Below are 21,244 nucleotides of genomic sequence, written 5' to 3'. Positions count from 1 at the left end.
GGCGCCGGCCGGCACCACCATGGCGCCCGGGTGTGCGATACCGGCGAGCGCCGGAGCAACTCCCGCCGGAGGCCGGGCCCGTGCGCGGCGTGCCGGGCGGGATGGCGGACGGCGTCGGACGCATCGGACGCGTCGGACGAGGCGGCTGCGTGCGCACGCGGGTGAGAGCCGCGCCCCGTCCGGCTTCGCCTCGTCGGGCGGCGGCCGGGCGGGGTGCCGCGACACGCGGCAGGGGCGCCCGCCGGAATGGCGGGCGCCCCTGGGAGCGTGAGGGAGGAGGGATCAGACCTGGCCGGCCTTCTCCAGGGCGGCGCAGCAGGTGTCCACTAGCAGGCGGGTCACCACGTACGGGTCGACGTTGGCGTTCGGACGGCGGTCCTCGATGTAGCCCTTGCCGTCCTTCTCCACCTGCCACGGGATACGGACCGAGGCGCCGCGGTCGGAGACGCCGTAGGAGTACTCGTCCCACGGGGCGGTCTCGTGCAGGCCGGTCAGGCGCTCGTCGATGCCGGCGCCGTAGTTCTTGACGTGGTCCAGCGGCTTGGAGCCCTCGCCGAGCGACTCGCACGCGGTGATGATCGCGTCGTACCCCTCGCGCATGGCCTTCGTGGAGAAGTTGGTGTGCGCGCCCGCGCCGTTCCAGTCGCCCTTGACGGGCTTCGGGTCGAGGGTCGCGGAGACGCCGAAGTCCTCGGCGGTGCGGTACAGCAGCCAGCGGGCCACCCACAGCTGGTCGGAGACCTCCAGCGGGGCGAGCGGGCCGACCTGGAACTCCCACTGGCCCGGCATGACCTCGGCGTTGATGCCGGAGATACCGAGACCGGCCTTCAGGCAGTGCTCCAGGTGGGCCTCGACGATGTCACGGCCGAAGATCTCGTCGGCACCGACGCCGCAGTAGTAGCCGCCCTGCGGGGCCGGGAAGCCGTTCTCGGGGAAGCCGAGCGGCCGGGTGCCGTCGAAGAAGGTGTACTCCTGCTCGATACCGAAGACCGGCTCCTGCGCCGCGAACCGCTCGGCGACCTCGGCCAGCGCGGCACGGGTGTTGGACACGTGCGGCGTCATGTCGATGTCGAGGACCTCGCAGAGCACCAGGATGTCCTCGCCGCCGCGGATCGGGTCCGGGCAGGTGAAGACCGGCTTGAGCACGCGGTCCGAGGCGTGGCCCTCGGCCTGGTTGGTGGAGGAGCCGTCGAAGCCCCAGATCGGCAGCGCGTCGAGACCGGCCGGGGAGCCCGCGATGATCTTCGTCTTGGACCGGAGCTTCGCCGTCGGGGCGGTGCCGTCGATCCAGATGTACTCGGCCTTGAAGGTCAACGGGGCCACTTCCTTCGGGTGGGTCGGGCGCACTTGTCGCGGGTGCTGCGGTGCCGCGGGTTGCCGCGGCGCTACGGCACCGGGGCGCCGCGTCGATCTGCCGGGCAGCCTCGCAACAGGCGATTTCCCGTCCGTTGCCCTTGTGTGAACCCCGTGTTACCTGGTGTTTCTGTGGTGCGTCTCACGCGGTGCGGAATCCTTGTCGACGAGGGCCGTCCGGGGCGCTACCGTGCGGCGGTGGACTTCACCGCCGCGCCCGGCAGCCGCTTCCGCGACGCATACGACAAGGTGCTGGCCAAGTGGCCCGCCGACCGCGAGGCGTTGACCGTCCGCACTCCCTTCGGGGACACCCGCGTCAACGCCTGCGGCCCACGCGACGCACCCCCGCTGCTGCTGCTCCCGGGCGGCGGGGCGGCCACCTCCGTCTCCTGGTACGGCCAGGCCGCCGCCCTCGCCCGCGTCCGCCGGGTGTACGCCGCCGACCTGATCGGCGCCCCCGGCCTGAGCGTCCCGGCCGCCGACCGTCACCCCCGTACGGTCGCCGACCTGTCCGCCTGGCTGGACGCCCTGCTCGACGGCCTGGGCGCCGACGAGGCCGACCTGGGCGCGCACTCGTACGGCGGCTGGATCGCCCTGCACCACACCCTGCGGGCGCCCGGCCGGGTACGCCGCCTGTTCCTCCTGGACCCGACCCAGTGTTTCGCCGGGTTCAAGGCGGCGTACCTGCTGCACGCCCTGCCGATGCTGCTGCGGCCCTCACCCCGCCGGGTCCGGGCCTTCCTGGAGTGGGAGACCGGCGCGGGGGCGCCGCCCGACCCGGACTGGCTCGCCCTCCAGGAGGCGGGCGCGGGCTTCCCGGCCCGCAAACCGGTCACCGGGCCGCGCCCGGCGCCGGACGCGCTGCGGGCGCTCAGGACGCCGGTCCTGCTGCTCGTGGCCGCGAACAGCAGGACCCACGACCCGCGCGACGTGGCGGCCGGTGCCGCCGAACTGCTGCCGCGCGTGGAGACGGCGGTCCTGCCGGGCGTCTCCCATCACGCGCTGCCCCAGTCGGCGCCGGGCGGCCTGGCGGACCGTGTCACCGCGTTCCTGTCCGCCGACTGATGTTTCCCGGCCTCACCCCACCTTCTCGATCAGCGCGTGACGGATGAGGAACTTGCCCGATTCCCGGACCTGTTCGAAGGCCGCGTTGTTCAGCAGGACGCAACTGCCGGAGACCGAGGTGACCTTTACCGTCGTGGACTTTTTGTTGTCCAGGTTGGTGACCTTCAGGGTCGTCCCCGCCGGGAACTGGTCGCTGGACGCGGCCGGGGCGCCGCCCTCGCCGGAGAGCGTGACGGTGGAGCCGTTGCAGACCTGCTGACCGGAGGCCGCGGCACCACCGGCACTGCCGGCGCCGCCGCTCCCGGCGGCGGACTGCGAGGGCTGTGCGCTCGGCTGGGCACTGCCGGACTGCTGCCCCGCGCCCTGCTGCCCGGCGCCCTGCTGACCCGCGCCCTGCTGCCCGGCGCCCTGCTGCGCCGACTGGGAGCCCTGAGCCGACTCCCCAACGGTGCAACCGGCCGCCTTCTGCTGGACCTTGATCTGTGCGATGACCGCCTGCCGGTTGGCGATCCGGGCCGCCGACTGGGCGTCCGGGGCGGCCTGCTGCCCGGCGATGAACCGTTCGTTGTTGCCGAGGGCGGTGGCGAGCCCCTGGCAGACGGTCGAGTTACCGGCGGACAGGGTCTTCGCGTTCTGCGCGGGCTGGGCGGCGTTGGACGTGGTGGCGAGCGCGAAGGCCCCACCGCCCGCCACCGCCGCGGCACCGACGAGCAGTGCGATCGTCTTCTTCGGACCGAGAGTTCGCCTGCGCGACATGCGCGCCTCCTGAAGAGGTAGGGGAGCGTACGTCGCTAGGTACGAGATACCGAACGAGGTGACTCAGCGACCACGGGAGCCGCTGAAGTGACCTGCGCCACACCGGACTTGGTCCCGGCTCAGCCCTTGCCGCGGGAGAGGGCCTCGCGTACGGCGTCCTCGGTGCGGGCCACCAGGGCCGTTCCGTCGTCGGCGGTGATGATCGGGCGCTGGATGAGCCGGGGGTGTTCGGCGAGGGCGGTGATCCACCGCTCGCGCGTGCTCGCGTCCTTCGCCCAGTCCTTGAGCCCCAGTTCCCTGGCGTCGGCCTCCTGGGTGCGGGTGATGTCCCACGGTTCGAGGTCCAGCCGGTCGAGCACGGCCCTGATCTCGTCCGCACCGGGCACGTCGTCCAGATAGCGTCGGACGGTGTACTCGGCCCCCTCGGCGTCGAGCAGGCTGACGGCGCTGCGGCACTTGGAACAGGCCGGATTGATCCAGATTTCCATGCGGGACACGGTACGCGCCCCGGGTCAGGAGTCGGTCCAGCGCCAGCGGCTGCCGCTGAGGGAGCATGTGATGGGTGTACCGCTCGCGTCGGTCGTCGCGGCCCCGTGGTCGCTGTTGCGGCAGAACTCGCCCGCCGCGTAGCAGTTGCCCGCGGCGGAGACGATCGAGCAGGTCCCGGTGCTGCCGGTGCTGCCGGTGCTGCCGGTGCTGCCGGTGTCGAGGGTGGAGCCGTCGGTGCCGGCCGTCGCCGTCCTGGTGACGGTCACCGTCGGTGCGGGTGTGGGCTCGGCGGTCCTGGTGACCGTGGCGGCGGGCTTGGGTGCGGCCGTCACGGTGGCGGTGGCGGTGACGGTCGGCCTCGGTGTGGCGGCCGTCCTGACGGTGTCGTCGTGGGCGCCGGACCGTCCGGCGGCCGAGCCGATCGCCAGGAGGAGGAAGCCGCCGACCCAGACGCGCTTGCGCTTGCGCAGGGGGCGGATGTCCACGGGCCGTGGCGCGGGCGGAGCGGTGTGCGGGTAGTTCATGTCGTCCCCCCTGGGATGTTCCTGACGGGTGGACAGTAATGCTGAGACGTGAAGAAAGAGTGGATTGTATGGAGATGGTGATTGATTCGTGATGGCCTCGGAGTGTTGTACAGCTGCACTGTCCGGGGCCCTTCTGTTCGAATTTATGTCGCCTCACGCGCATCACGAAGACCGTAGGTGACATGACGGCAATTCCCTTGTCCACCTGGATGTTTGCCGGACTCTGCGGACTCCCTCGATGTCAGTGCCCGGCGGTAAACTGGAGGCAGTGTTCGAGGGTGTCGCCGGGCTGTCCGGCAGGCGCCCTGACCGCGACAGGAGGATGCCTGTGCCCGCTGCCGCCCTGAGGCCGAAGCCGTCCCGGACCCAGTCCACCGCCCAGCACCCCGTGCTGTTCGACTCGCCCGTCCAGCCCGTGACGAAGCGCCCGCTGCCTGCCGGACGGCCGCGCGCGTGGTACGTCACGCACAACCGCCGGCTGAAGGCCATGCGCCTCGCCATAGCCCTGCTCGACTCCGGCGTCTACCTCCCGTCCCAGGCCTCCGACGCCGCGATCCGCGCCGCGGCGGAGGACATCGGCATGCGCCCGCCGTCCGACACGACCTGCCACATGGTCCGGGCGTTCATGCGCTACAACCGCTGAGACCGGACGTACACGACCGCGCACCGGGTGCCCGCGCATCGGCGGGCACCCGGTCCGTGCTCACACAGCCGCAGCCGCAGGCCCAACCGGTGTTTCGCACCCGGGAGTTCGAGGCGCGAGGAGCGACGGACCGAAAACGGGGTGCGGGCAGGGTCGTCGGCTCCCTACCCTGAACAAACGGCGCGAAGCCGACACACCCCACCCCCGCCACACTCACCCCACGGAGGTCCGTCATGCGTGGCATCATCGCGACCGGGACCCTCGTCCTGGTGATCCTCGGATTCGGAGACCATCTCTGGTGGCTGGCCGCCGTCGCGCTGCTCTACCTGTACGCGACGCTCGCGAGACACGGACGCGGTGCGCCCGGCCCGCCCCCGCCCGCCGGGGCGGGTACCCCGCCCCCGCCCGACAGCTACCGCGCCTACCGCGACCGCCGGGACCGGCAGGCCAGGTGGGAGCGGCGCTACCGCCGGGAGCGGCCGGTCGAGACCCGTCGGCAGGCGCCGCAGAAGAGCAGGTGAGCGACGGCGTCCCCGGTCACAGGCCGGGGGCGCCCCACACCGGGAACCAGCGGCTCAGATCCTGCTCGATGCGCAGGTCGTTCGCGAGGGCCGCCTTCACCTGGAGTTCCAGTGCGCTGTCCCGCCGCTCCCCGCCGCCGGAGACGGGAGCGAAGGGGTAGAACGTGCCCCGCTTGTAGAGGTAGACCAGCGCCAGCCTGCGCCCGGCCTCGTCCCGGAACGCGGCCAGCGAGCACAGCAGCTGCGGGCCGAAGCCGTTGACCTCCATCGCGCTGTTGACCGCGTGCAGATCGTTGACCAGCTGCACCAGCTGGTCCGGGGTCCGCTCGGACACCAGCCACGAGTAGCCGTACGTGTCCCGTTCCAGCTCCACCGGCGGCCCCGTGCGGTCGGTGTCCGCGTCCAGCAGCGCCTGCACCTCCCGGTGGGTCTGCTCGAAGGCCGCCCCTTCCACCGTGGCGAAGCAGACCGCCCCGCCTCCGGTGGGTGTGAAACCGGCCGCGGCCTCAAGGGTCACGGCCGCCGAGGGCAGCGCGAAGAGCTGATCCAGATCGGGCGCGACCGGTTTCGTACGGCCCAGCAGGATGTCCAGCAGCCCCAATGTTCAGTCCGCCTTTCCGGGAGTGGCGGCCTCGCCCAGCTCCGCCGAGATCCGGCCCAGCTGCTCCAGGCGCTGCTCCAGGGTCGGGTGGGTGGAGAAGAACCGCTCCAGACCCGGCTCCTTGCCCTTGGCCGGGGTGAAGAAGAACGCGTTGAACGCCTGGGCCGTGCGCAAATCCTTGGTCGGGATCCGGGCGATGTCCCCCGAGACCTTGGTCAGCGCCGAGGCGAGGGCCGAGGGGCGGCCGGTGAGGTGCGCGGCGGCACGGTCCGCCGCCAGCTCCCGGTACCGCGACAGCGCCCGGATCAGCAGGAAGCTGATCGCGTACACCGCCACAGAGACGGCCAGCACGGCGCCCATGACGGCCGCCGTGTTCTGGTCGCGGCGGCCCCCGAAGAGGCCCGAGTAGAGGGCGAACCGGACGATCAGGCCGGCCAGCACCCCGAGGAAGGACGCGATCGTGATCACGGCGACGTCCTTGTGCGCCACGTGCGACAGCTCGTGCGCCAGCACGCCCTCCAGCTCGGCGGGCTCCAGCCGCCGGAGCAGGCCCGTCGTCACGCAGACCACCGCGTGATCGGGGTTCCGCCCGGTCGCGAACGCGTTCGGCATGTCCATCTCGGACACGGCGACGACCGGCTTGGGCATGTCCGCGATCGCACACAGCCGGTCCACGACCGCGTGCAACTCGGGATACTCCTCGCGCTCCACGACCCGACCGCGCATCGCGAACATGGCGATCTTGTCGGAGAACCAGAACTGGGCCACGAACATCGCCCCGACCACGACGACGACCAGCACCCAGGACCTCAGCAGCACGATCAATGCCGCGACGAAGCCCACGTACAGCAGCCCGAGCAGGAACATGGTGAGTCCCATGCGCACGGCAAGCCGTCGGTCGCTCCGGAACCGGCTCTGCATCTTGCATCACCCCGCAGTCACGCACTCGTCCCGCTGTCCAGTGTGCACCTGCCGAACGCCATGAAGTGGTTCCGAACGACCCCAGGCGCAGCAAAAAGCTGCCCCTGAGCGCCCTCCCCGGTACGGGGAGTGAGCCCTGCTCCTAGGAGGCGGAGCTGAACTGCACGAGCGCGATCAACGCCATCACCGCGACCACGCAGCCGACCACCACGGCCGTCGACACCCACGACGCCCGGCGCGGCGCCCCGTCCGGGTCGGCACGGAAGGGCGCCGGGTCCGGCGGGTTCTGCTTCCAGCGGGCGGCGAGCATCCGCGCCCGGGCCGAGGGCTCCTTGTGCTCGGCCGACTCCGCCCACCGGTGATCGAACTCCCGCTCCCAGTCGTCCTGTTGCGACATCCCCGTTCAACCTCTCTCGTCCGTCAAGGGTCAGGAGGGATGATCCCCCGAAAGGAGGAAGCCTGGGAAGCGTGAAAGGTTGCGCTCAGGTCAGCGACGCGGCCGACGGCACGACGACGCCGTAGAGGTCCGCGACCGTGGCGAGGGCGCCGTGGTGGAGCTGGGCGGCACCGACCCCGGCGACCGGGGTGGTGAGCGGGCGGGTGGCGCAGGCGTCGGCGACGACCGTGGGGCGGTTGCCGCGCAGGAAGGCACCCTGGGCCGTGAACACGACGCACATGTGGGTCATGAAGCCCGCGAGGATCACGTCCTGGTGCCCGGCGGCGTCCACGTGCGCGGCCAGCTCGGTGTCCCGGAACGCGTCCGGTGTCTTCTTGACCACCACCGGCTCGCCCTCGGCCGGCGCGACCCTCGGATGGATCGCGCCGATCTCGTCCCGGATGTCGTACGGCGTCCCCGGGCCGCCGTCGTTGACGACGTGCACGACCGGCGCCCCGGCCGACCGGGCCCGCGCCAGCAGCCCGGCACCGGCGTCGAGGGCGGCCTCCCAGCCCGCCAGCTCAATGACGCCCCGGGTGTAGGTGTTCTGGTAGTCGATGAGGATCAGCGTCGCACCGGCGAGCGAGGCCGGGGTCTGATCGAAGCCGTTGAGGTCACGCAGCGTCGTCGAAGTCATGCCCCTCACGCTATGAGCGGCTCCCGGATGGCGGCAATGTCAGGTAACTTGCAGATTCAGACATCGGTGGGGCGGGAGATCGGGGAGGGAGACCTGGTGAGCGGTGTCGAGCGGTTCATCGTCGTGCTGCTCTTCGACGGCGTCGACCTGCTCGACGTCACCGGCCCGCCGGAGGTGTTCGCGCTGCTGCGCCGCGAGACGGACGACGCGGCCGGCTGCCGGGTCGTCCTCGCCGCCGAGACCCCGGACCCCGTCACCACGGCGGCCGGGGTGCGCGTACTGCCCGACATCACCTGCGCGGACGCCGCCCGGCACACCATCGACACCCTGCTGGTGCCCGGAGCGGTCGAGGTCGACGACGAACGCCGGGTGCGGGCCCTGACCGACGAGGGCGTGGTCCGCTGGGTACGGACGCTCGCCGGCCGCTCCCGGCGCGTCGCCTCCGTCTGCGTGGGCGCGCATCTGCTCGCCGCCGCCGGACTGCTCGACGGCAGGCGGGCCACCACCCACTGGTCGACCGCGCGGCAACTGGCCGACGAGCACCCGGCCGTACGGGTCGACGCCGACCCGATCTTCCTGCGCGACGGCACGGTGTGGACCGGCGCGGGCATCACCGCCTGTCTCGATCTGTCCCTCGCGCTGGTCGCCGAGGACTTCGGCGAGGCCGTCGCGCTGCGCGTGGCCCGGCAGCTGGTGATGTACCTGAAGCGGCCGGGCGGCCAGAGCCAGTTCAGCGTGCCGATCGAGCCCGTCTCTACCACCCGCCGCATGGACGACCTGCGCCGGTACGTCGACCGGCACGCCACCGGCCGGCTCACGGTCGCCGACCTCGCCGCCCACGCGCACGTCAGCGAGCGCCAGCTGACCCGGCTGTTCAAGACCGAGCTGGACACGACCCCGGCGGCCTACATCGAGTCCGCCCGCGTCGAGGTCGCCCGGGGCCGCCTGGAGTCCACCGACGACACCCTCGACCGGGTGGCCTCGGCCTGCGGCTTCCAGACGGTCGACACCCTCATCCGTGCGTTCCGCCGCCGCCTGGACACGACCCCGACGGAGTACCGCAACCGCTTCCGGCACACGGGCCGGACATGAGCGAGGCCCCCCGGCACGAGCCGAGGGGCCTGCTGATCCCGCTGATCCCGGGGGATCCGTCGGTCACACGTCGAAGTAGAGCTCGAACTCGTGCGGGTGCGGACGCAGCTGGAGCGGCGCGATCTCGCTGGTGCGCTTGAGGTCGATCCACGTCTCGATCAGGTCCGGCGTGAACACGTCGCCCTGGAGGAGGAACTCGTGGTCGGCCTCCAGCGAGTCGAGGACGGCCGGGAGCGAGGTCGGGACCTGGGCGACGTTCGCGTGCTCCTCGGGAGCCAGCTCGTACAGGTCCTTGTCGATCGGCTCGGCCGGCTCGATCTTGTTCTTGATGCCGTCCAGGCCCGCGAGGAGCAGGGCGGAGAAGGCGAGGTACGGGTTGCCGGAGGAGTCGGGCGCGCGGAACTCGACGCGCTTGGCCTTCGGGTTGGAGCCGGTGATCGGGATACGCATGGCCGCGGAGCGGTTGCGCTGCGAGTACACCAGGTTGATCGGCGCCTCGAAGCCCGGCACCAGACGGTGGTACGAGTTCACCGTCGGGTTGGTGAAGGCCAGCAGCGACGGGGCGTGCTTGAGGATGCCGCCGATGTAGTAGCGGGCGGTGTCCGACAGGCCCGCGTAACCGGCCTCGTCGTAGAACAGCGGGTCGCCGTTGCTCCACAGCGACTGGTGCACGTGCATGCCCGAGCCGTTGTCGCCGAAGATCGGCTTCGGCATGAAGGTCGCGGTCTTGCCGTTGCGCCAGGCGACGTTCTTCACGATGTACTTGAAGAGCTGGAGGTCGTCGGCGGCGGCGAGCAGCGTGTTGAACTTGTAGTTGATCTCGGCCTGGCCGGCGGTGCCCACCTCGTGGTGCTGGCGCTCGACCTTCAGGCCCTGCCGGTCCAGCTCCAGGGAGATCTCGGCACGCAGGTCGGCGAAGTGGTCGACCGGCGGGACCGGGAAGTAGCCGCCCTTGTAGCGGACCTTGTAGCCGCGGTTGTTCTCGACGGCGCCGGTGTTCCAGGCGCCCGCCTCGGAGTCGATGTGGTAGAAGGACTCGTTCGCCGAGGTGGCGAAGCGCACGCTGTCGAAGACGTAGAACTCGGCCTCGGGGCCGAAGTACGCGGTGTCCGCGATGCCGGTCGACGCGAGGTAGGCCTCGGCCTTCTTCGCCACGTTGCGCGGGTCACGGGAGTACTGCTCGCCCGTGATCGGGTCGTGGATGAAGAAGTTGACGTTGAGGGTCTTGTCCCGGCGGAACGGGTCGATCCGGGCCGTGGACAGGTCGGCGCGCAGCGCCATGTCGGACTCGTGGATGGCCTGGAAGCCGCGGATCGACGATCCGTCGAAGGCCAGCTCCTCGTCGGGGTCGAACGCCTCGACGGGCACCGTGAAGTGCTGCATGACGCCCGGCAGGTCGCAGAAGCGGACGTCGACGAACTTGACGTCCTCGTCCGCGATGAACTTCTTGGCCTCGTCGGCGTTCTGGAACATCCAGCTCCTCCTACTCCCGACCGTCCTCGCCGGGGTGGTAGATCGTTCGTGCGGCCAGTGCGGTGGCACACGCTGGTCTCGACCCTAGGGACGGGTGATTTCTCGGGCGTGACCCGTTTGTTTCGCAGAAGTTAACCGGCCACCTGTCCACCGTAGCCCCGGCACACCCCTCGGCACAGGGCGCGCCGCCGGGCGCAGTACCGTGGACGGGTGGACAACAGGCAAGCAATCGGATCGTGGCTCTCCGGGCCCCGCGAGGCCATGGAAGAAGCCGGCGCGGACTTCGGCTACCGGGGTGAACAGCTCGGTCTTCCGCAGGACGGGCCGAACTCGATCGCCCGGCCCGGCCGGCGCCTCGGCGCCCTCGCCGTGGACTGGGCGATGTGCGTCCTGATCGCATACGGCCTGATCACCAACGGCTACAGCCAGGCGACCAGCAACTGGGCCCTCGGTGTCTTCTTCGTCCTGAGCGTCCTGACCGTCGGCACGATCGGCTTCACCCCGGGCAAGCGCCTGTTCGGCATCCGCGTCGTGGCCCTGGAGACCGGCACGGTCAACCCGGTCCGCGCCCTGCTCCGCACCGTCCTGCTGTGCCTCGCGATCCCGGCGCTGGTCTGGGACCGCGACGGCCGCGGTCTGCACGACCGGCTGGCGAAGACGGTCGAAGTACGCGTCTGAGCGTCGCCGGGAGCACCGCCCGCACCCGGCCATGATCCGGTTGCCCCACCCCCGGCCCGGCGGCATAGTCGTGACCGTGGTCGTGACCGTCCGGACACGGACGGTCGTCGGACCGACGTCGCGGGACAGGTGGTGCACGTAATGACCGACAGCCAGGATGTGATGGCGGCCGAGGTGACCCCCGAGGACTTCCGGGACGCCATGGCACGCTTTCCGTCGGGCGTGGTGGTGGTGACCGCCCACTGCGAGGACGGCACCCCCCGCGGCTTCACGGCCAGCTCCTTCTGCTCGGTCTCCCTGGAGCCCCCGCTGGTCCTGGTGTGTCTGTCGGACACGGCCGACTCGGCGCTGGTCTTCGCGCGCTGCGAGCACTTCGCGGTGAGCGTGCTGGCCCCGGAGCACCAGCATCTGGCGCTGCGCTTCGCCACCAAGGGTGCGGACAAGTTCGCCGACCCGGTGCTCAAGCCGAGCCCCACCGGGCTGCCGACGGTCTACCAGGCGCCCGTACAGCTGGACTGTGCCGCATACGCGCGTTACCCGGCCGGGGATCACACGATCCTGATCGGCCGGGTAACGGGAGTGCGGCTGGGCGAGGGGTCGCCGATGGTGTACTGCGAGCGGGAGTTCCGCTCGCTGAACTAGCGGTGACGAGGGTCAGCGGCCCTTCGGCATGCGCATGCCCTTGGGCATGGGGCCCTTCGGTACCGGCATGTTGCTCATCAGGTCGCCCATGGCGCGCAGCCGGTCGTTGGTGGCCGTCACCTGGGGGCCGGCCAGCACGCGCGGGAACTTCAGCATGGTCGTCCGCAGCTTCTTCAGCTCGACCATGCCCTCGCCGTCGCCGACGATGACGTCGTGCACCGGCACGTCGGCCACGATGCGGTTCATCTTCTTCTTCTCGGCGGCCAGCAGGGTCTTCACCCGGTTCGGGTTGCCCTCCGCGACCAGCACGATGCCGGCCTTGCCGACCGCGCGGTGCACCACGTCCTGGCTGCGGTTCATCGCCACCGCCGGAGTCGTCGTCCAGCCCCGGCCGATGTTGTCCAGCACGGCGGCCGCGGCGCCCGGCTGGCCCTCCATCTGGCCGAAGGCGGCACGCTCGGCCCGGCGGCCGAACACGATCGCGGTCGCCAGCAGAGCGATCAGCAGGCCGAAGATGCCCAGGTACACGGGATGGCCGAGCAGGAAGCCGATCGCGAGGAAGACGGCGAAAATGCCGATTCCGACGGCCCCGAGCACAAGACCGATCTTCTTGTCGGCCTTACGGGTCATCTTGTATGTGAGAGCGATCTGCTTCAGTCGCCCTGCGTTCGCGGCGTCCGCCGCGGGTTCCTTCCTCGCCATGGCACGAAGTCTACGTGGCCCGGGGAGCGCCGACGACGGCAGTGTCCGGGGGAGGGGCGGTCAGGGGCGGCCGGCGGCCTGCTCCAGGACGCGCTGTGCCTCGACGCGGTCCTTGGCGCGGCGGCGGTCCTCCAGCACGGAGGTCCAGGCATTGCGGCGGGCGGTGCGCTGACCGCCGCTCATGAGCAGGTGCTCGACGGCGCGGAGAGCGTCGGTGAAGGACGGGATGGCGGTGGCGCGAACGGGCGCGGCCTGCATGTTCGAGGTCCCCCCTCGGAGCGGCGGGTGGTGTACGGGGCGTGATACCAGAGTCACTGTTTGGTGTTACCAGGGCGTGACCGACCGGTCAAACGCCAATGAAACCTTGATGCGGTACACCCAAAAGCTGACGCGGCCCTGATGAACGTCCTCATCAGCGAGGACGGACAGGACCGCGTCGACTCGGCCATTACTGGCCGGTAATTGCTTGTGCGTGAATTCACACGCGCTGCTCACACCGCCTGGGAGGCGATGTACGTACCACGCTTCTCAACGGCCATCTGGTACAGCCGCCCGGCCCGGTACGAGGAGCGCACCAGCGGACCCGACATCACGCCGGAGAAGCCGATCTGCTCGGCCTCCTCCTTCAGCTCCACGAACTCCTGCGGCTTGACCCAGCGCTCGACGGGGTGGTGCCGGACGGAGGGGCGCAGATACTGCGTGATGGTGACCAGCTCGCAACCGGCGTCGTGCAGCTGCCGCAGCGCCTCGCTGATCTCCTCGCGGGTCTCGCCCATGCCGAGGATCAGGTTCGACTTGGTGACCAGGCCGAAGTCGCGGGCGTCGGTGATGACCTTCAGGGAGCGCTCGTAGCGGAAGCCGGGGCGGATCCGCTTGAAGATGCGCGGCACCGTCTCGACGTTGTGCGCGAAGACCTCGGGGCGGGAGTCGAAGACCTCGGCCAGCTGCTCCGGGACCGCGTTGAAGTCGGGGGCCAGCAGCTCGACCTTGGTGCGGCCGGCCTCGCGGTCCGCCGTCTGCCGGTGGATCTGGCGCACGGTCTCGGCGTACAGCCAGGCGCCGCCGTCCTCCAGGTCGTCGCGGGCGACGCCGGTGATGGTGGCGTAGTTCAGGTCCATCGTGACCACGGACTCGCCGACGCGGCGCGGCTCGTCGCGGTCGAGCGCCTCCGGCCTGCCGGTGTCGATCTGGCAGAAGTCGCAGCGCCGGGTGCACTGGTCGCCGCCGATGAGGAAGGTCGCCTCGCGGTCTTCCCAGCACTCGTAGATGTTCGGGCAGCCGGCTTCCTGGCAGACCGTGTGCAGGCCCTCGCTCTTCACGAGGTTCTGCATCTTCGTGTACTCGGGACCCATTTTCGCCCGGGTCTTGATCCACTCGGGCTTGCGCTCGATGGGGGTCTGGCTGTTGCGGACCTCCAGGCGCAGCATCTTGCGTCCGTCGGGTGCGACTGCGGACACGACCGGCTCCCTAAGCTTTGATTCCTCGGCGCACACCAGGGTACGCCCGTACAAAATGCGCCCTGCCGCTGGAGCCAACCCCGCTGCCGCAGGGCGCATTCCCGGCGGAACGGGTCAGGCGGAGGCCTTCTCGACCACTCGGGGGCGCAGGTCCGCGTTCGCGAGGACGTCCTGCAGATGCCTCTCGGCGACCGGCAGTACCTCGTCGATGGTCACCTCGCGGCCGAGTTCGTACGAGAGGGAGGTCACGCCCGCGTCGCGGATGCCGCACGGGATGATCTTGTCGAAGTTCGAGGTGTCCGGGTTCACGTTCAGGGCGAAGCCGTGCATCGTGACGCCCTTGGCGACGCGGATGCCCATGGCGCAGATCTTGCGGTCCTCGCGACGCTGGCCCGCGTTCGAGGGCGCGTACTCGGGGCCGTTGAGCCGGGGGTCGAACTCGGGGTCGTTCGCGCGCGGGTCGAAGTCGAGCGTGAGCCCTCCGAGCGCGGGGCGCTGCTCGACCGGGTCGCCGAGCACCCAGACGCCGGCGCGGCCCTCGACCCGGGAGGTCTCGACGCCGAACTCGGCGCACACCGCGATCATCGCGTCCTCCAGGCGGCGCAGATGCGCGACCACGTCCACCGGGCGGGGCAGCTTCTGGATCGGGTAGCCCACCAGCTGGCCCGGTCCGTGCCAGGTGATCTTGCCGCCGCGGTCGACGTCGACCACGGGGGTGCCGTCCAGCGGGCGCTCTTCGGGCGCGGTGCGGCGGCCCGCCGTGTAGACGGGAGGGTGTTCGAGGAGCAGAACGGTGTCCGGGACCTCGTCGGCGAACCGGGCCGCGTGCACCCGGCGCTGCTCGTCCCAGGCCTCCTGGTACTCGACGGCGTCCGCGCCGAACCCCATGCGGACGAACCGCAACTCACTCACGGCAAGCGCCTCCCTCGGCGACTGGGCAATCGACCGGGCAACCGGTGTCAGGCGCGTCTCGCGCCCACGCCACTGTACGTCCGACCGGAGTACGTCAGCCCTACGGGCGTTTCTCACACGATCGGATGAATGGACGGCGGAATGTGTGATCGCCCCCTCACTCTCCGCTACATTCGCGCCGTTCACGAGGCCATAAGGGCTGCTCAACGGCAATCCGGGCACTGCGTCAGCCCGGAAGGCAGGAGACCGCACCGCAGATGACGGACCGACCCGCGCAGCGCACCCCCAACCGCCAACTCGCCGCGCTCATCGCAGAAGCGGGGTTCTCCAACGCGGGCCTGGCTCGTCGCGTCGACCAGCTCGGCCTGGAGCACGGGCTGGATCTCAGATACGACAAGACCTCGGTCACCCGCTGGCTGCGCGGACAGCAGCCCAGGGGCACCACCCCCGCCCTGATCGCCGAGGTGTTCACACGTCGGCTCGGACGCCGGCTCACGGCCCAGGATCTCGGTCTGGACGCGTGCGCCCCGGTGTACGCCGGGCTGGAGTTCGCGGCCACCCCGGAGGAGGCCGTCGACATCGTCAGCGGGCTGTGGCGCAAGGACTCCGGCAGCCACGCCGAGCTGCGCAAGATCGCCTTCACCCCGGCCGGGCTCGTCGTGCCCAGCCGGGACTGGCTGATCGGCAAGGCCGACGACAAGGTGGCCAGGGAGCCCGCGCCCCGGGTGCCCGCGCAGGCCCGGGCGGGTCTCGCCAAGCCCCAGCCGCTCGCCCCGCCCCGCTCCCGCGGGCACGCCGAGCGTGTTCCCGGGCACAAGGTCAGCGGTGGAGACATCGCCGCACTGCGCTCGGTGGGCGAGCTGTTCCGCACCCTCGACGACCGCTTCGGCGGCGGCCACGCCCGCCAGGCCCTCGTGCGCTATCTGGAGCACGAGTGCGAGCCGATGCTCCGCGGCACCTACGACGAGCAGACCGGCCGCCGCCTGTTCGGCGCCGCCGCCGACCTGACCCGCCTCGCGGGCTGGACGTCGTACGACATCGCGGCGCACGGCCTCGCCCAGCGCTACTTCGTGCAGGCGCTGCGGCTCGCGCAGGCGGCCGGCGACCGGGCGTACGGCTCCTACGTCCTGGTCACCATGAGCCGCCAGGCCGTCTACCTCGGCCACGGCCGGGAGGCCGTGCAGCTGGCCAGGGTGGCCCAGCAGGGCGTCGGCACCGGCGCACCGCCGGTCGTGCAGGCGCTGCTGCACGCCTCCGAGGCGCGGGCGCACGGCGTGCTGGGCGAGGTGCGGGCGTGCACCGCGGCGCTGGTCCGGGCCGAACGCGCCCTGGAGGCGGCCCGGCCCGGGGACGACGTGCCGTACTGGGCCAAGTTCTTCGACGAGGCCCAGCTCGCGGACGAGTTCGGGCACTGCCACCGGGACCTCCAGCAGTTCCGGGCCGCCGCCCAGCACGCCGAACGCTCCCTCCAGCTGCGCGCGCCCTCCTTCGCCCGCAGCCGGCTGTTCTGCCGCGTCGTGCTCGCCACGGCCCGCCTGGGCCTCGGCGAACTCGACCAGGCGTGCGCGCTGGCCGCCGAGGCCGCCGGCGCGGCCGCCGAGATGAGGTCCGCTCGCGCGATCGAGTACGTGCGGGACTTCGAGCGGCGGTTGGAGCCGTACCGGGACGCGGCGCCGGCGAGGGGCTATCGGGAGAAGGTGGCCGCACTGAGCTGAGGGCTTCCCGGCTACGCCGCCTTCGGCAACGTCGGCGCCGGGTCCGCGCTGTGCATCGAGCCCGCCGCCCCCAGGTCCGCCAGGATCGCTCCCGCCGCCCGGTGGGCCGAGTGCAGCGCGCCCTGGACCGTACTGGTGTCGCGGTGGTCGCCGCAGACGTACAGGCCCGCCAGGAGGCGCACCGGGCGGCGCAGGTCGTGGGGCGGGCGCATCGCCGGGACGGCCTCCGGCGTGTGGTGCACGGCCAGCGTCTCCCAGCGGCGCGTCGAGGTGCCGTAGAGCCGGGAGAGGTGGATGCGGACGGCGGTGTCCACGCCCTGCGGCGGGCGGCCGAGGACCGTCGAGGAGATCAGGGCGCGGCCGACCGGTGCCCGGCTCGGGTCCACGTTGCTGAGCACCGCCGTGTGCGCCACCGGCCCGCCCCGGTCCGCGTCCAGCAGCAGCGAGGTGCCGGTGGTGAAGCCGGCCACGACGTCGTCGGTGGTGTGGTGGACGACGGTGACCGGATGGAAGTCCGGCACCCGCAGGCCCGGCAGCAGCTCCGCCGCCGCCCGCGCGTCCGTCGCCAGCAGCACCGCACGGCAGCGGATCTCCCCGTGCTCGGCCGTGGTCACCGAGGTGGTGCACACCGAGGTCACCCGCACCCCGGTGTGCACGGTGCCGGGCGGCAGCGCGCGTGCCAGCAGTTCCGGCAGTACGTCGGCGCCGCCCTCCGGCACGCACAGCCGCCCGCTCGCGAAGGCGCGCAGCGCGAGGTCGGCGCACCGGCTGGACGTGGTCAGCCCGGGGTCGCACAGGAGCGTCGCCAGCAGGGGGCGCAGGAAGCCCTCCACGGTGCGCGCCGGGACTCCGCGCCGGGCGAGGGCCTGGGCGGCGGGCATCTCGGGGCGGGCCAGGATGCGCTCGACGGGGGTGGTGGCGATCCGGCCGAGGGCGACGCCCAGCCGGGCCTGGTCCACCGCGCCGCCCACCGGCGCGCCGTTCCGGCCCGGGGCGGCCGCCGCGCCCCTGGGGGCGCTCGCGAGGGCGCGTACGGCATGGAGTGCGCCCCTTGCGCTCCCTCCGGCCGCCGGCGCGCCCGCGCGCTGGGTGCGACCGTCGCGGTGCAGCAGGACGCCGGGCGCGAAGGTGCGCAGGACCAGGGAGTCCAGGCCCGGGGTCATACGGAGTTCGGGATAGGACGTGGAGAGCAGCTGTCCGATGCGGTCGAGCCGGAAACCGTCGACCTTCTCGGTCGACATACGGCCGCCCACGTAAGGGGCGGCCTCCAGGACTGCGGTCGTTACTCCTGCGCTGGTGAGCCGATGAGCCGCCGAGAGACCGGCGATGCCGGCTCCCACGATGACGACGTCCACCTGGTACGCGGGCTCAAGCACGAGGCCCCTCCTGTGGTTGCGCGGCCGGTGGAGACGTCATGCCCCCAACAGGCTCCGGGGATACCCGAGTTCGGGTCGAGGTTAGGGCCGCGATCGGTCGTAAACAGTCGCGCATGAACAGGGCACGGTCGCATGGAGGTCGCATACGTTCACATGCGTTCGCCGGTCTCCCATGGCCGGTTCACTCCGCCGCGCGGATCGCCTCCTCGACACCGGGGAACGCGAACGGGAACCCCGACGCCAACAGCCGCTTCGGCACCACCCGTTGACTGCCCAGCACATCCCCTGCCAGCTCGCCCAGCACCGCCCGCAGCACCGGTGCCGGAACCGCGAACGGGGCGGGGCGGCGCAGTACACGGGACATCGCGGCCGTGATCTCACGGTTCGTCAGCGGCTGCGGCGCGGTCAGGTTGAAGGGCCCGGACAGGCCCTCGTGGTCGATGAGATGCCGGATCGCCGCGACCTCGTCGTGCAGCGCGATGTACGACCAGTACTGCCGCCCGTCGCCCAGCCGCCCGCCGAGCCCCGCCCGGAACAGCGGGAACAGCCGCCCCCAGGCCCCGCCGCCGCGCGCCACCACCAGGCCCGTCCGCGCGAACACCGTCCGCACCCCCGCCTCCTGCGCGGGCGCCGCCGCCTCCTCCCACTCCACGCACAGCCCGGGCAGGAACCCGTCGCCCGGCGGCGCCTCCTCGTCCACCACCCGGTCGCCGGTGTCGCCGTAGATGCCGATCGCGCTGCCGCTGACGAAGACCCGCGGCGGCTCGGGCAGCGCCGCCACCGCCTCCGCCAGCGCGGCCGTGCCCAGTACCCGGCTGTCCCGCAGCAGCCGCTTGTACTCCGGCGTCCAGCGCCGGTCGCCGATCCCCGCCCCCGCCAGATCGACCACGGCCGTACAGCCCGTCAGCCCCGCGGCATCCACATACTGCCCCTCCGGGTCCCAGCAGACCTCGTCCGGCCCCGCGGCCGCCCGCCGCACCAGCCGCACGACCTCGTGCCCGTCCGCCGTCAGGGACCGGACCAGCGCACTGCCGATGAGCCCGGACGCACCCGCCACCGCGACCCGCATACGTTCCTTCGCCTCCATGGACCCCAGCATGCCCGCGCGAAAACCCCCTGGGGCGCTTCCGGGCGTCCGCCGTAGGGTGATCGTCATGCCGGAGCCGTACAAGCAGCCGCACATACGCATCGCCGTGGCCGGTGACGAGGAGGGCCTCGCGCTCCTCGACCGCGCCACCTGGTCCACCCTGCACGCCGTCTCGCCCCCGCCGCAGCCGCCGTTCTTCGACGAGCGCCACCTCCCGCAGGACTACCTGGTCGCCGAGTCCGGCGGACGGATCGCCGGCTACCTCCGCCTGGCCCGCCCGACGCCGCTCGCCTCCAACGCGCACGTCCTGTCGATCCAGGGCCTCGCCGTCGCCGACGAGGCGCGCGGGCAGGGCCTGGGGCGGGCGCTGGTCCGGGCCGCCGTCGCGGAGGCACGCCGCCGCGGGGCACGCCGGCTGAGCCTGCGCGTGCTCGGGCACAACGCCCCGGCCCGCGCGCTCTACGCCTCCGAGGGGTTCGCCGTCGAGGGCGTGCAGCCGCAGGAGTTCCTCCTCGACGGCGCCTACGTCGACGACGTGCTCATGGGCCGCACGCTGTGACGGACACCCGCTAGGAGCCCCTAGGAGCTGACCAGGTGGCCCGTGTCCACCGGGGTCGTCGCCGTGGCCGCGCGCCGGGCGGCGTCAGCCACCTCGGCCGCCGTCAGCGCGTACCCCGTCTCGGCGTCCGAGGTGGAGCGGGCGAAGACCACGCCGAACACCCTGCCGTCCGTGGTCAGCAGCGGGCCGCCGGAGTTGCCCGGGCGGACCGTGGAGCGGATCGAGTAGATGTCCCGGGTGACCGTGCGGTCGTTGTAGATGTTCTGCCCGGTCGCGTTCACCCGGCTCGCCACCGTCGCCGCCTGGAGGTTCAGGCTGCCGTCCTGCGGATAGCCCGCGACCACCGCCGAGTCCCCGCGCGCCGCGTTCGTGTCGAAGCGCAGCACCGGCGCGCGCAGGCCCGGCACGTACAGCACGGCCACGTCCCGGTCGGGGTCGAAGAGCACCACCCGCGCGTCGTACGACCGCCCGACCCCGCCGATCCGCACGCTCGGGTGGTCGATGCCCGCCACCACGTGCGCGTTGGTCATCACCCGCTCCGTGGCGAAGACGAAGCCGCTGCCCTCCCGGCCCTCGTTGCCCGAGACGCCCTCGATCTTCACCGTGCTCAGCCGCGCCGCGCTGGTCGCGGCCGGGGTCACGCTGTCGCCGGAGGGCCGGGCCACCTGGGCCGTCGACTCGTTCTCGAACGGGTTGAAGACCTGCGGGAAGCCCGCCTCGGTCAGCGCCGAGGTCGCCCGCGAGAACCACATGGGCGTCGTCTGCGGCATCGCCTGCTGCACCGCGCCGAGCAGCGTCGAGTTCCGTATCGCCGTCGTCAGCGCCTGTGACGGGGCCGCGCCCAGCACGCTCGCCGCCACCCAGGCCACGATCAGCACCGCGACCGAGTTGGCCGCCGCACCGCCTATCCCGTCCGCCACCCGCAGCGGGCCGCGGTCCAGCTCCCCGCGCAGCCGCAGCGCCAGCCGGCCCGCCAGCTCGTGCCCCAGCACCGCGGGGACCAGCACCGTCATCACCGCGAGGACCGTCGCCTCCGCCGTGCCGCGCGCCACCAGGCCCGCGACCCAGGGCAGCACCCACACGCCGACGACGGCGCCGCCGACGAAACCCGCCAGCGACACGCAGCCGGCCACCAGCCCGCGCCGGTAACCGGACACCGCGTAGACGACGATCACCAGCACAAGCACCAGGTCGAGCAGGTCCACGGAGCCGCCTTTCTCTCGGACCCCTCAGTACGGACGGGACGGGCCCGGTGATCAGTCACCCACACCTGGACGGCCGCCGCTCGGCGAACCGGCCACGTATGTGTGTACCCCCAGAAACGTCCCGGACCAGGACGATGGTTCCACCGGGTGGCACAGCGCACATCGCGGGCGCGGCATGTCCCCTTGAGAGTGGGACCATGCGCGTAGTCCGAAGACCGCTGAGCCGGTCGCTGCGAAGATCGTCGAGATGGTTGCCGACAAGGCCGCCGGCGAGACCGTTCAGAAGCTCGCCGACAGGACCCGGAACACCGCAGGCGCAGGGGGGGTACGGGCCGCCGGAGCCGCCGGGCCGGCCGACCGGGCCCGTTGAGCCGGACGAGGCACGGCGGTGGGGGCCGGG

24 protein-coding genes are annotated in these 21,244 nt (G+C 71.9%); 8 read left to right on the top strand and 16 right to left on the bottom strand.

Annotated elements, in window-relative coordinates; all coding sequences use genetic code 11:
- Window positions 1-282: 282 nt before the first annotated feature.
- Window positions 283-1,314: a glutamine synthetase gene (gene glnII / locus BIV25_RS01380; RefSeq protein WP_071370222.1), complete on the bottom strand. Its 1,032-nt coding sequence runs from the start codon at window positions 1,312-1,314 to the stop codon at window positions 283-285.
- 237 nt (window positions 1,315-1,551) lie between these two features.
- Between glnII and BIV25_RS01375 the strand changes: the two genes are divergently transcribed.
- A complete protein-coding gene (locus BIV25_RS01375) occupies window positions 1,552-2,418 on the top strand; it encodes an alpha/beta fold hydrolase (protein WP_071370221.1) in 867 nt (288 codons plus the stop codon).
- A gap of 12 nt (window positions 2,419-2,430) precedes the next feature.
- Here BIV25_RS01375 and BIV25_RS01370 read toward each other — a convergent pair whose 3' ends face one another.
- The 3 genes from BIV25_RS01370 to BIV25_RS01360 all read right to left on the bottom strand — a co-directional run bounded on the left by BIV25_RS01370 (window position 2,431) and on the right by BIV25_RS01360 (window position 4,187).
- Window positions 2,431-3,174, bottom strand: a complete 744-nt coding sequence (locus BIV25_RS01370) for a hypothetical protein (RefSeq protein ID WP_071370220.1) — start codon at window positions 3,172-3,174, stop codon at window positions 2,431-2,433.
- A 119-nt stretch (window positions 3,175-3,293) separates the two neighbouring features.
- Window positions 3,294-3,662: an ArsC/Spx/MgsR family protein gene (locus BIV25_RS01365; RefSeq protein ID WP_071370219.1), complete on the bottom strand. Its 369-nt coding sequence runs from the start codon at window positions 3,660-3,662 to the stop codon at window positions 3,294-3,296.
- Window positions 3,663-3,686: 24 nt separating this feature from the next.
- Complete coding sequence (locus tag BIV25_RS01360; protein WP_071370218.1) at window positions 3,687-4,187, bottom strand: hypothetical protein; 501 nt, start codon at window positions 4,185-4,187, stop codon at window positions 3,687-3,689.
- Window positions 4,188-4,515: 328 nt separating this feature from the next.
- Between BIV25_RS01360 and BIV25_RS01355 the strand changes: the two genes are divergently transcribed.
- Together BIV25_RS01355 and BIV25_RS01350 are read left to right on the top strand one after the other, a co-directional pair.
- Window positions 4,516-4,830: a hypothetical protein gene (locus tag BIV25_RS01355; RefSeq protein WP_071370217.1), complete on the top strand. Its 315-nt coding sequence runs from the start codon at window positions 4,516-4,518 to the stop codon at window positions 4,828-4,830.
- Between the two features lie 233 nt (window positions 4,831-5,063).
- Window positions 5,064-5,351, top strand: coding sequence for a hypothetical protein (locus BIV25_RS01350; RefSeq protein ID WP_071370216.1), 288 nt, complete (start codon window positions 5,064-5,066; stop codon window positions 5,349-5,351).
- Window positions 5,352-5,367: 16 nt separating this feature from the next.
- Here the strand turns inward: BIV25_RS01350 and BIV25_RS01345 are convergent, their stop codons facing one another.
- From BIV25_RS01345 to BIV25_RS01330, 4 genes are all read right to left on the bottom strand, one after another.
- Window positions 5,368-5,952, bottom strand: a complete 585-nt coding sequence (locus BIV25_RS01345) for a hypothetical protein (protein ID WP_071370215.1) — start codon at window positions 5,950-5,952, stop codon at window positions 5,368-5,370.
- Window positions 5,953-5,955: 3 nt separating this feature from the next.
- Complete coding sequence (gene htpX / locus BIV25_RS01340) at window positions 5,956-6,873, bottom strand: zinc metalloprotease HtpX (RefSeq protein WP_079176373.1); 918 nt, start codon at window positions 6,871-6,873, stop codon at window positions 5,956-5,958.
- Window positions 6,874-7,015: 142 nt separating this feature from the next.
- Window positions 7,016-7,270 carry a hypothetical protein gene (locus BIV25_RS01335; protein WP_071370213.1) on the bottom strand — a complete coding sequence of 85 codons (255 nt, stop codon included), beginning with the start codon at window positions 7,268-7,270 and terminating at the stop codon, window positions 7,016-7,018.
- 85 nt (window positions 7,271-7,355) lie between these two features.
- Window positions 7,356-7,946, bottom strand: coding sequence for a cysteine hydrolase family protein (locus BIV25_RS01330; RefSeq protein ID WP_071370212.1), 591 nt, complete (start codon window positions 7,944-7,946; stop codon window positions 7,356-7,358).
- Window positions 7,947-8,042: 96 nt separating this feature from the next.
- On the opposite strand from BIV25_RS01330, the gene BIV25_RS01325 reads away from it, so the two are divergent.
- A complete protein-coding gene (locus tag BIV25_RS01325; protein WP_071370597.1) occupies window positions 8,043-9,038 on the top strand; it encodes a GlxA family transcriptional regulator in 996 nt (331 codons plus the stop codon).
- A gap of 63 nt (window positions 9,039-9,101) precedes the next feature.
- Here BIV25_RS01325 and glnA read toward each other — a convergent pair whose 3' ends face one another.
- A complete protein-coding gene (gene glnA / locus BIV25_RS01320) occupies window positions 9,102-10,511 on the bottom strand; it encodes a type I glutamate--ammonia ligase (protein ID WP_071370211.1) in 1,410 nt (469 codons plus the stop codon).
- A 210-nt stretch (window positions 10,512-10,721) separates the two neighbouring features.
- On the opposite strand from glnA, the gene BIV25_RS01315 reads away from it, so the two are divergent.
- Together BIV25_RS01315 and BIV25_RS01310 are read left to right on the top strand one after the other, a co-directional pair.
- A complete protein-coding gene (locus BIV25_RS01315; protein ID WP_071370210.1) occupies window positions 10,722-11,189 on the top strand; it encodes an RDD family protein in 468 nt (155 codons plus the stop codon).
- A gap of 141 nt (window positions 11,190-11,330) precedes the next feature.
- Window positions 11,331-11,831, top strand: coding sequence for a flavin reductase family protein (locus BIV25_RS01310; protein WP_071370209.1), 501 nt, complete (start codon window positions 11,331-11,333; stop codon window positions 11,829-11,831).
- Window positions 11,832-11,843: 12 nt separating this feature from the next.
- Here the strand turns inward: BIV25_RS01310 and BIV25_RS01305 are convergent, their stop codons facing one another.
- From BIV25_RS01305 to lipB, 4 genes are all read right to left on the bottom strand, one after another.
- A complete protein-coding gene (locus BIV25_RS01305) occupies window positions 11,844-12,533 on the bottom strand; it encodes a DUF4191 domain-containing protein (RefSeq protein WP_071370208.1) in 690 nt (229 codons plus the stop codon).
- A gap of 60 nt (window positions 12,534-12,593) precedes the next feature.
- On the bottom strand, window positions 12,594-12,791 hold the full coding sequence (locus BIV25_RS01300) for a hypothetical protein (RefSeq protein WP_071370207.1): 198 nt from the start codon (window positions 12,789-12,791) through the stop codon (window positions 12,594-12,596).
- Window positions 12,792-13,024: 233 nt separating this feature from the next.
- Window positions 13,025-13,990, bottom strand: coding sequence for a lipoyl synthase (lipA, locus tag BIV25_RS01295; protein WP_071370206.1), 966 nt, complete (start codon window positions 13,988-13,990; stop codon window positions 13,025-13,027).
- A gap of 114 nt (window positions 13,991-14,104) precedes the next feature.
- Complete coding sequence (gene lipB, locus BIV25_RS01290) at window positions 14,105-14,902, bottom strand: lipoyl(octanoyl) transferase LipB (RefSeq protein ID WP_071370205.1); 798 nt, start codon at window positions 14,900-14,902, stop codon at window positions 14,105-14,107.
- 257 nt (window positions 14,903-15,159) lie between these two features.
- Here lipB and BIV25_RS01285 point away from each other — a divergent pair, with 257 nt between their 5' ends.
- Window positions 15,160-16,617, top strand: coding sequence for a regulator (locus BIV25_RS01285; RefSeq protein WP_071370204.1), 1,458 nt, complete (start codon window positions 15,160-15,162; stop codon window positions 16,615-16,617).
- Between the two features lie 11 nt (window positions 16,618-16,628).
- Here the strand turns inward: BIV25_RS01285 and BIV25_RS01280 are convergent, their stop codons facing one another.
- Window positions 16,629-17,993, bottom strand: a complete 1,365-nt coding sequence (locus BIV25_RS01280; protein ID WP_071370203.1) for an NAD(P)/FAD-dependent oxidoreductase — start codon at window positions 17,991-17,993, stop codon at window positions 16,629-16,631.
- 181 nt (window positions 17,994-18,174) lie between these two features.
- Window positions 18,175-19,080, bottom strand: coding sequence for a TIGR01777 family oxidoreductase (locus BIV25_RS01275; protein WP_071370596.1), 906 nt, complete (start codon window positions 19,078-19,080; stop codon window positions 18,175-18,177).
- Window positions 19,081-19,147: 67 nt separating this feature from the next.
- On the opposite strand from BIV25_RS01275, the gene BIV25_RS01270 reads away from it, so the two are divergent.
- Window positions 19,148-19,639 (top strand): GNAT family N-acetyltransferase, encoded by a 492-nt coding sequence (locus tag BIV25_RS01270; protein ID WP_177235119.1) that lies wholly within the window; start codon window positions 19,148-19,150, stop codon window positions 19,637-19,639.
- A 20-nt stretch (window positions 19,640-19,659) separates the two neighbouring features.
- Here BIV25_RS01270 and BIV25_RS01265 read toward each other — a convergent pair whose 3' ends face one another.
- A complete protein-coding gene (locus BIV25_RS01265; RefSeq protein WP_071370201.1) occupies window positions 19,660-20,844 on the bottom strand; it encodes a MarP family serine protease in 1,185 nt (394 codons plus the stop codon).
- Between the last annotated feature and the right edge of the window lie 400 nt (window positions 20,845-21,244).

This window comes from Streptomyces sp. MUSC 14, from assembly GCF_001866675.1.
GTDB lineage: Bacteria > Actinomycetota > Actinomycetes > Streptomycetales > Streptomycetaceae > Streptomyces.
Note: the sequence above shows the minus strand (reverse complement) of the source record. Positions and strands in the feature narration are given on the sequence as shown.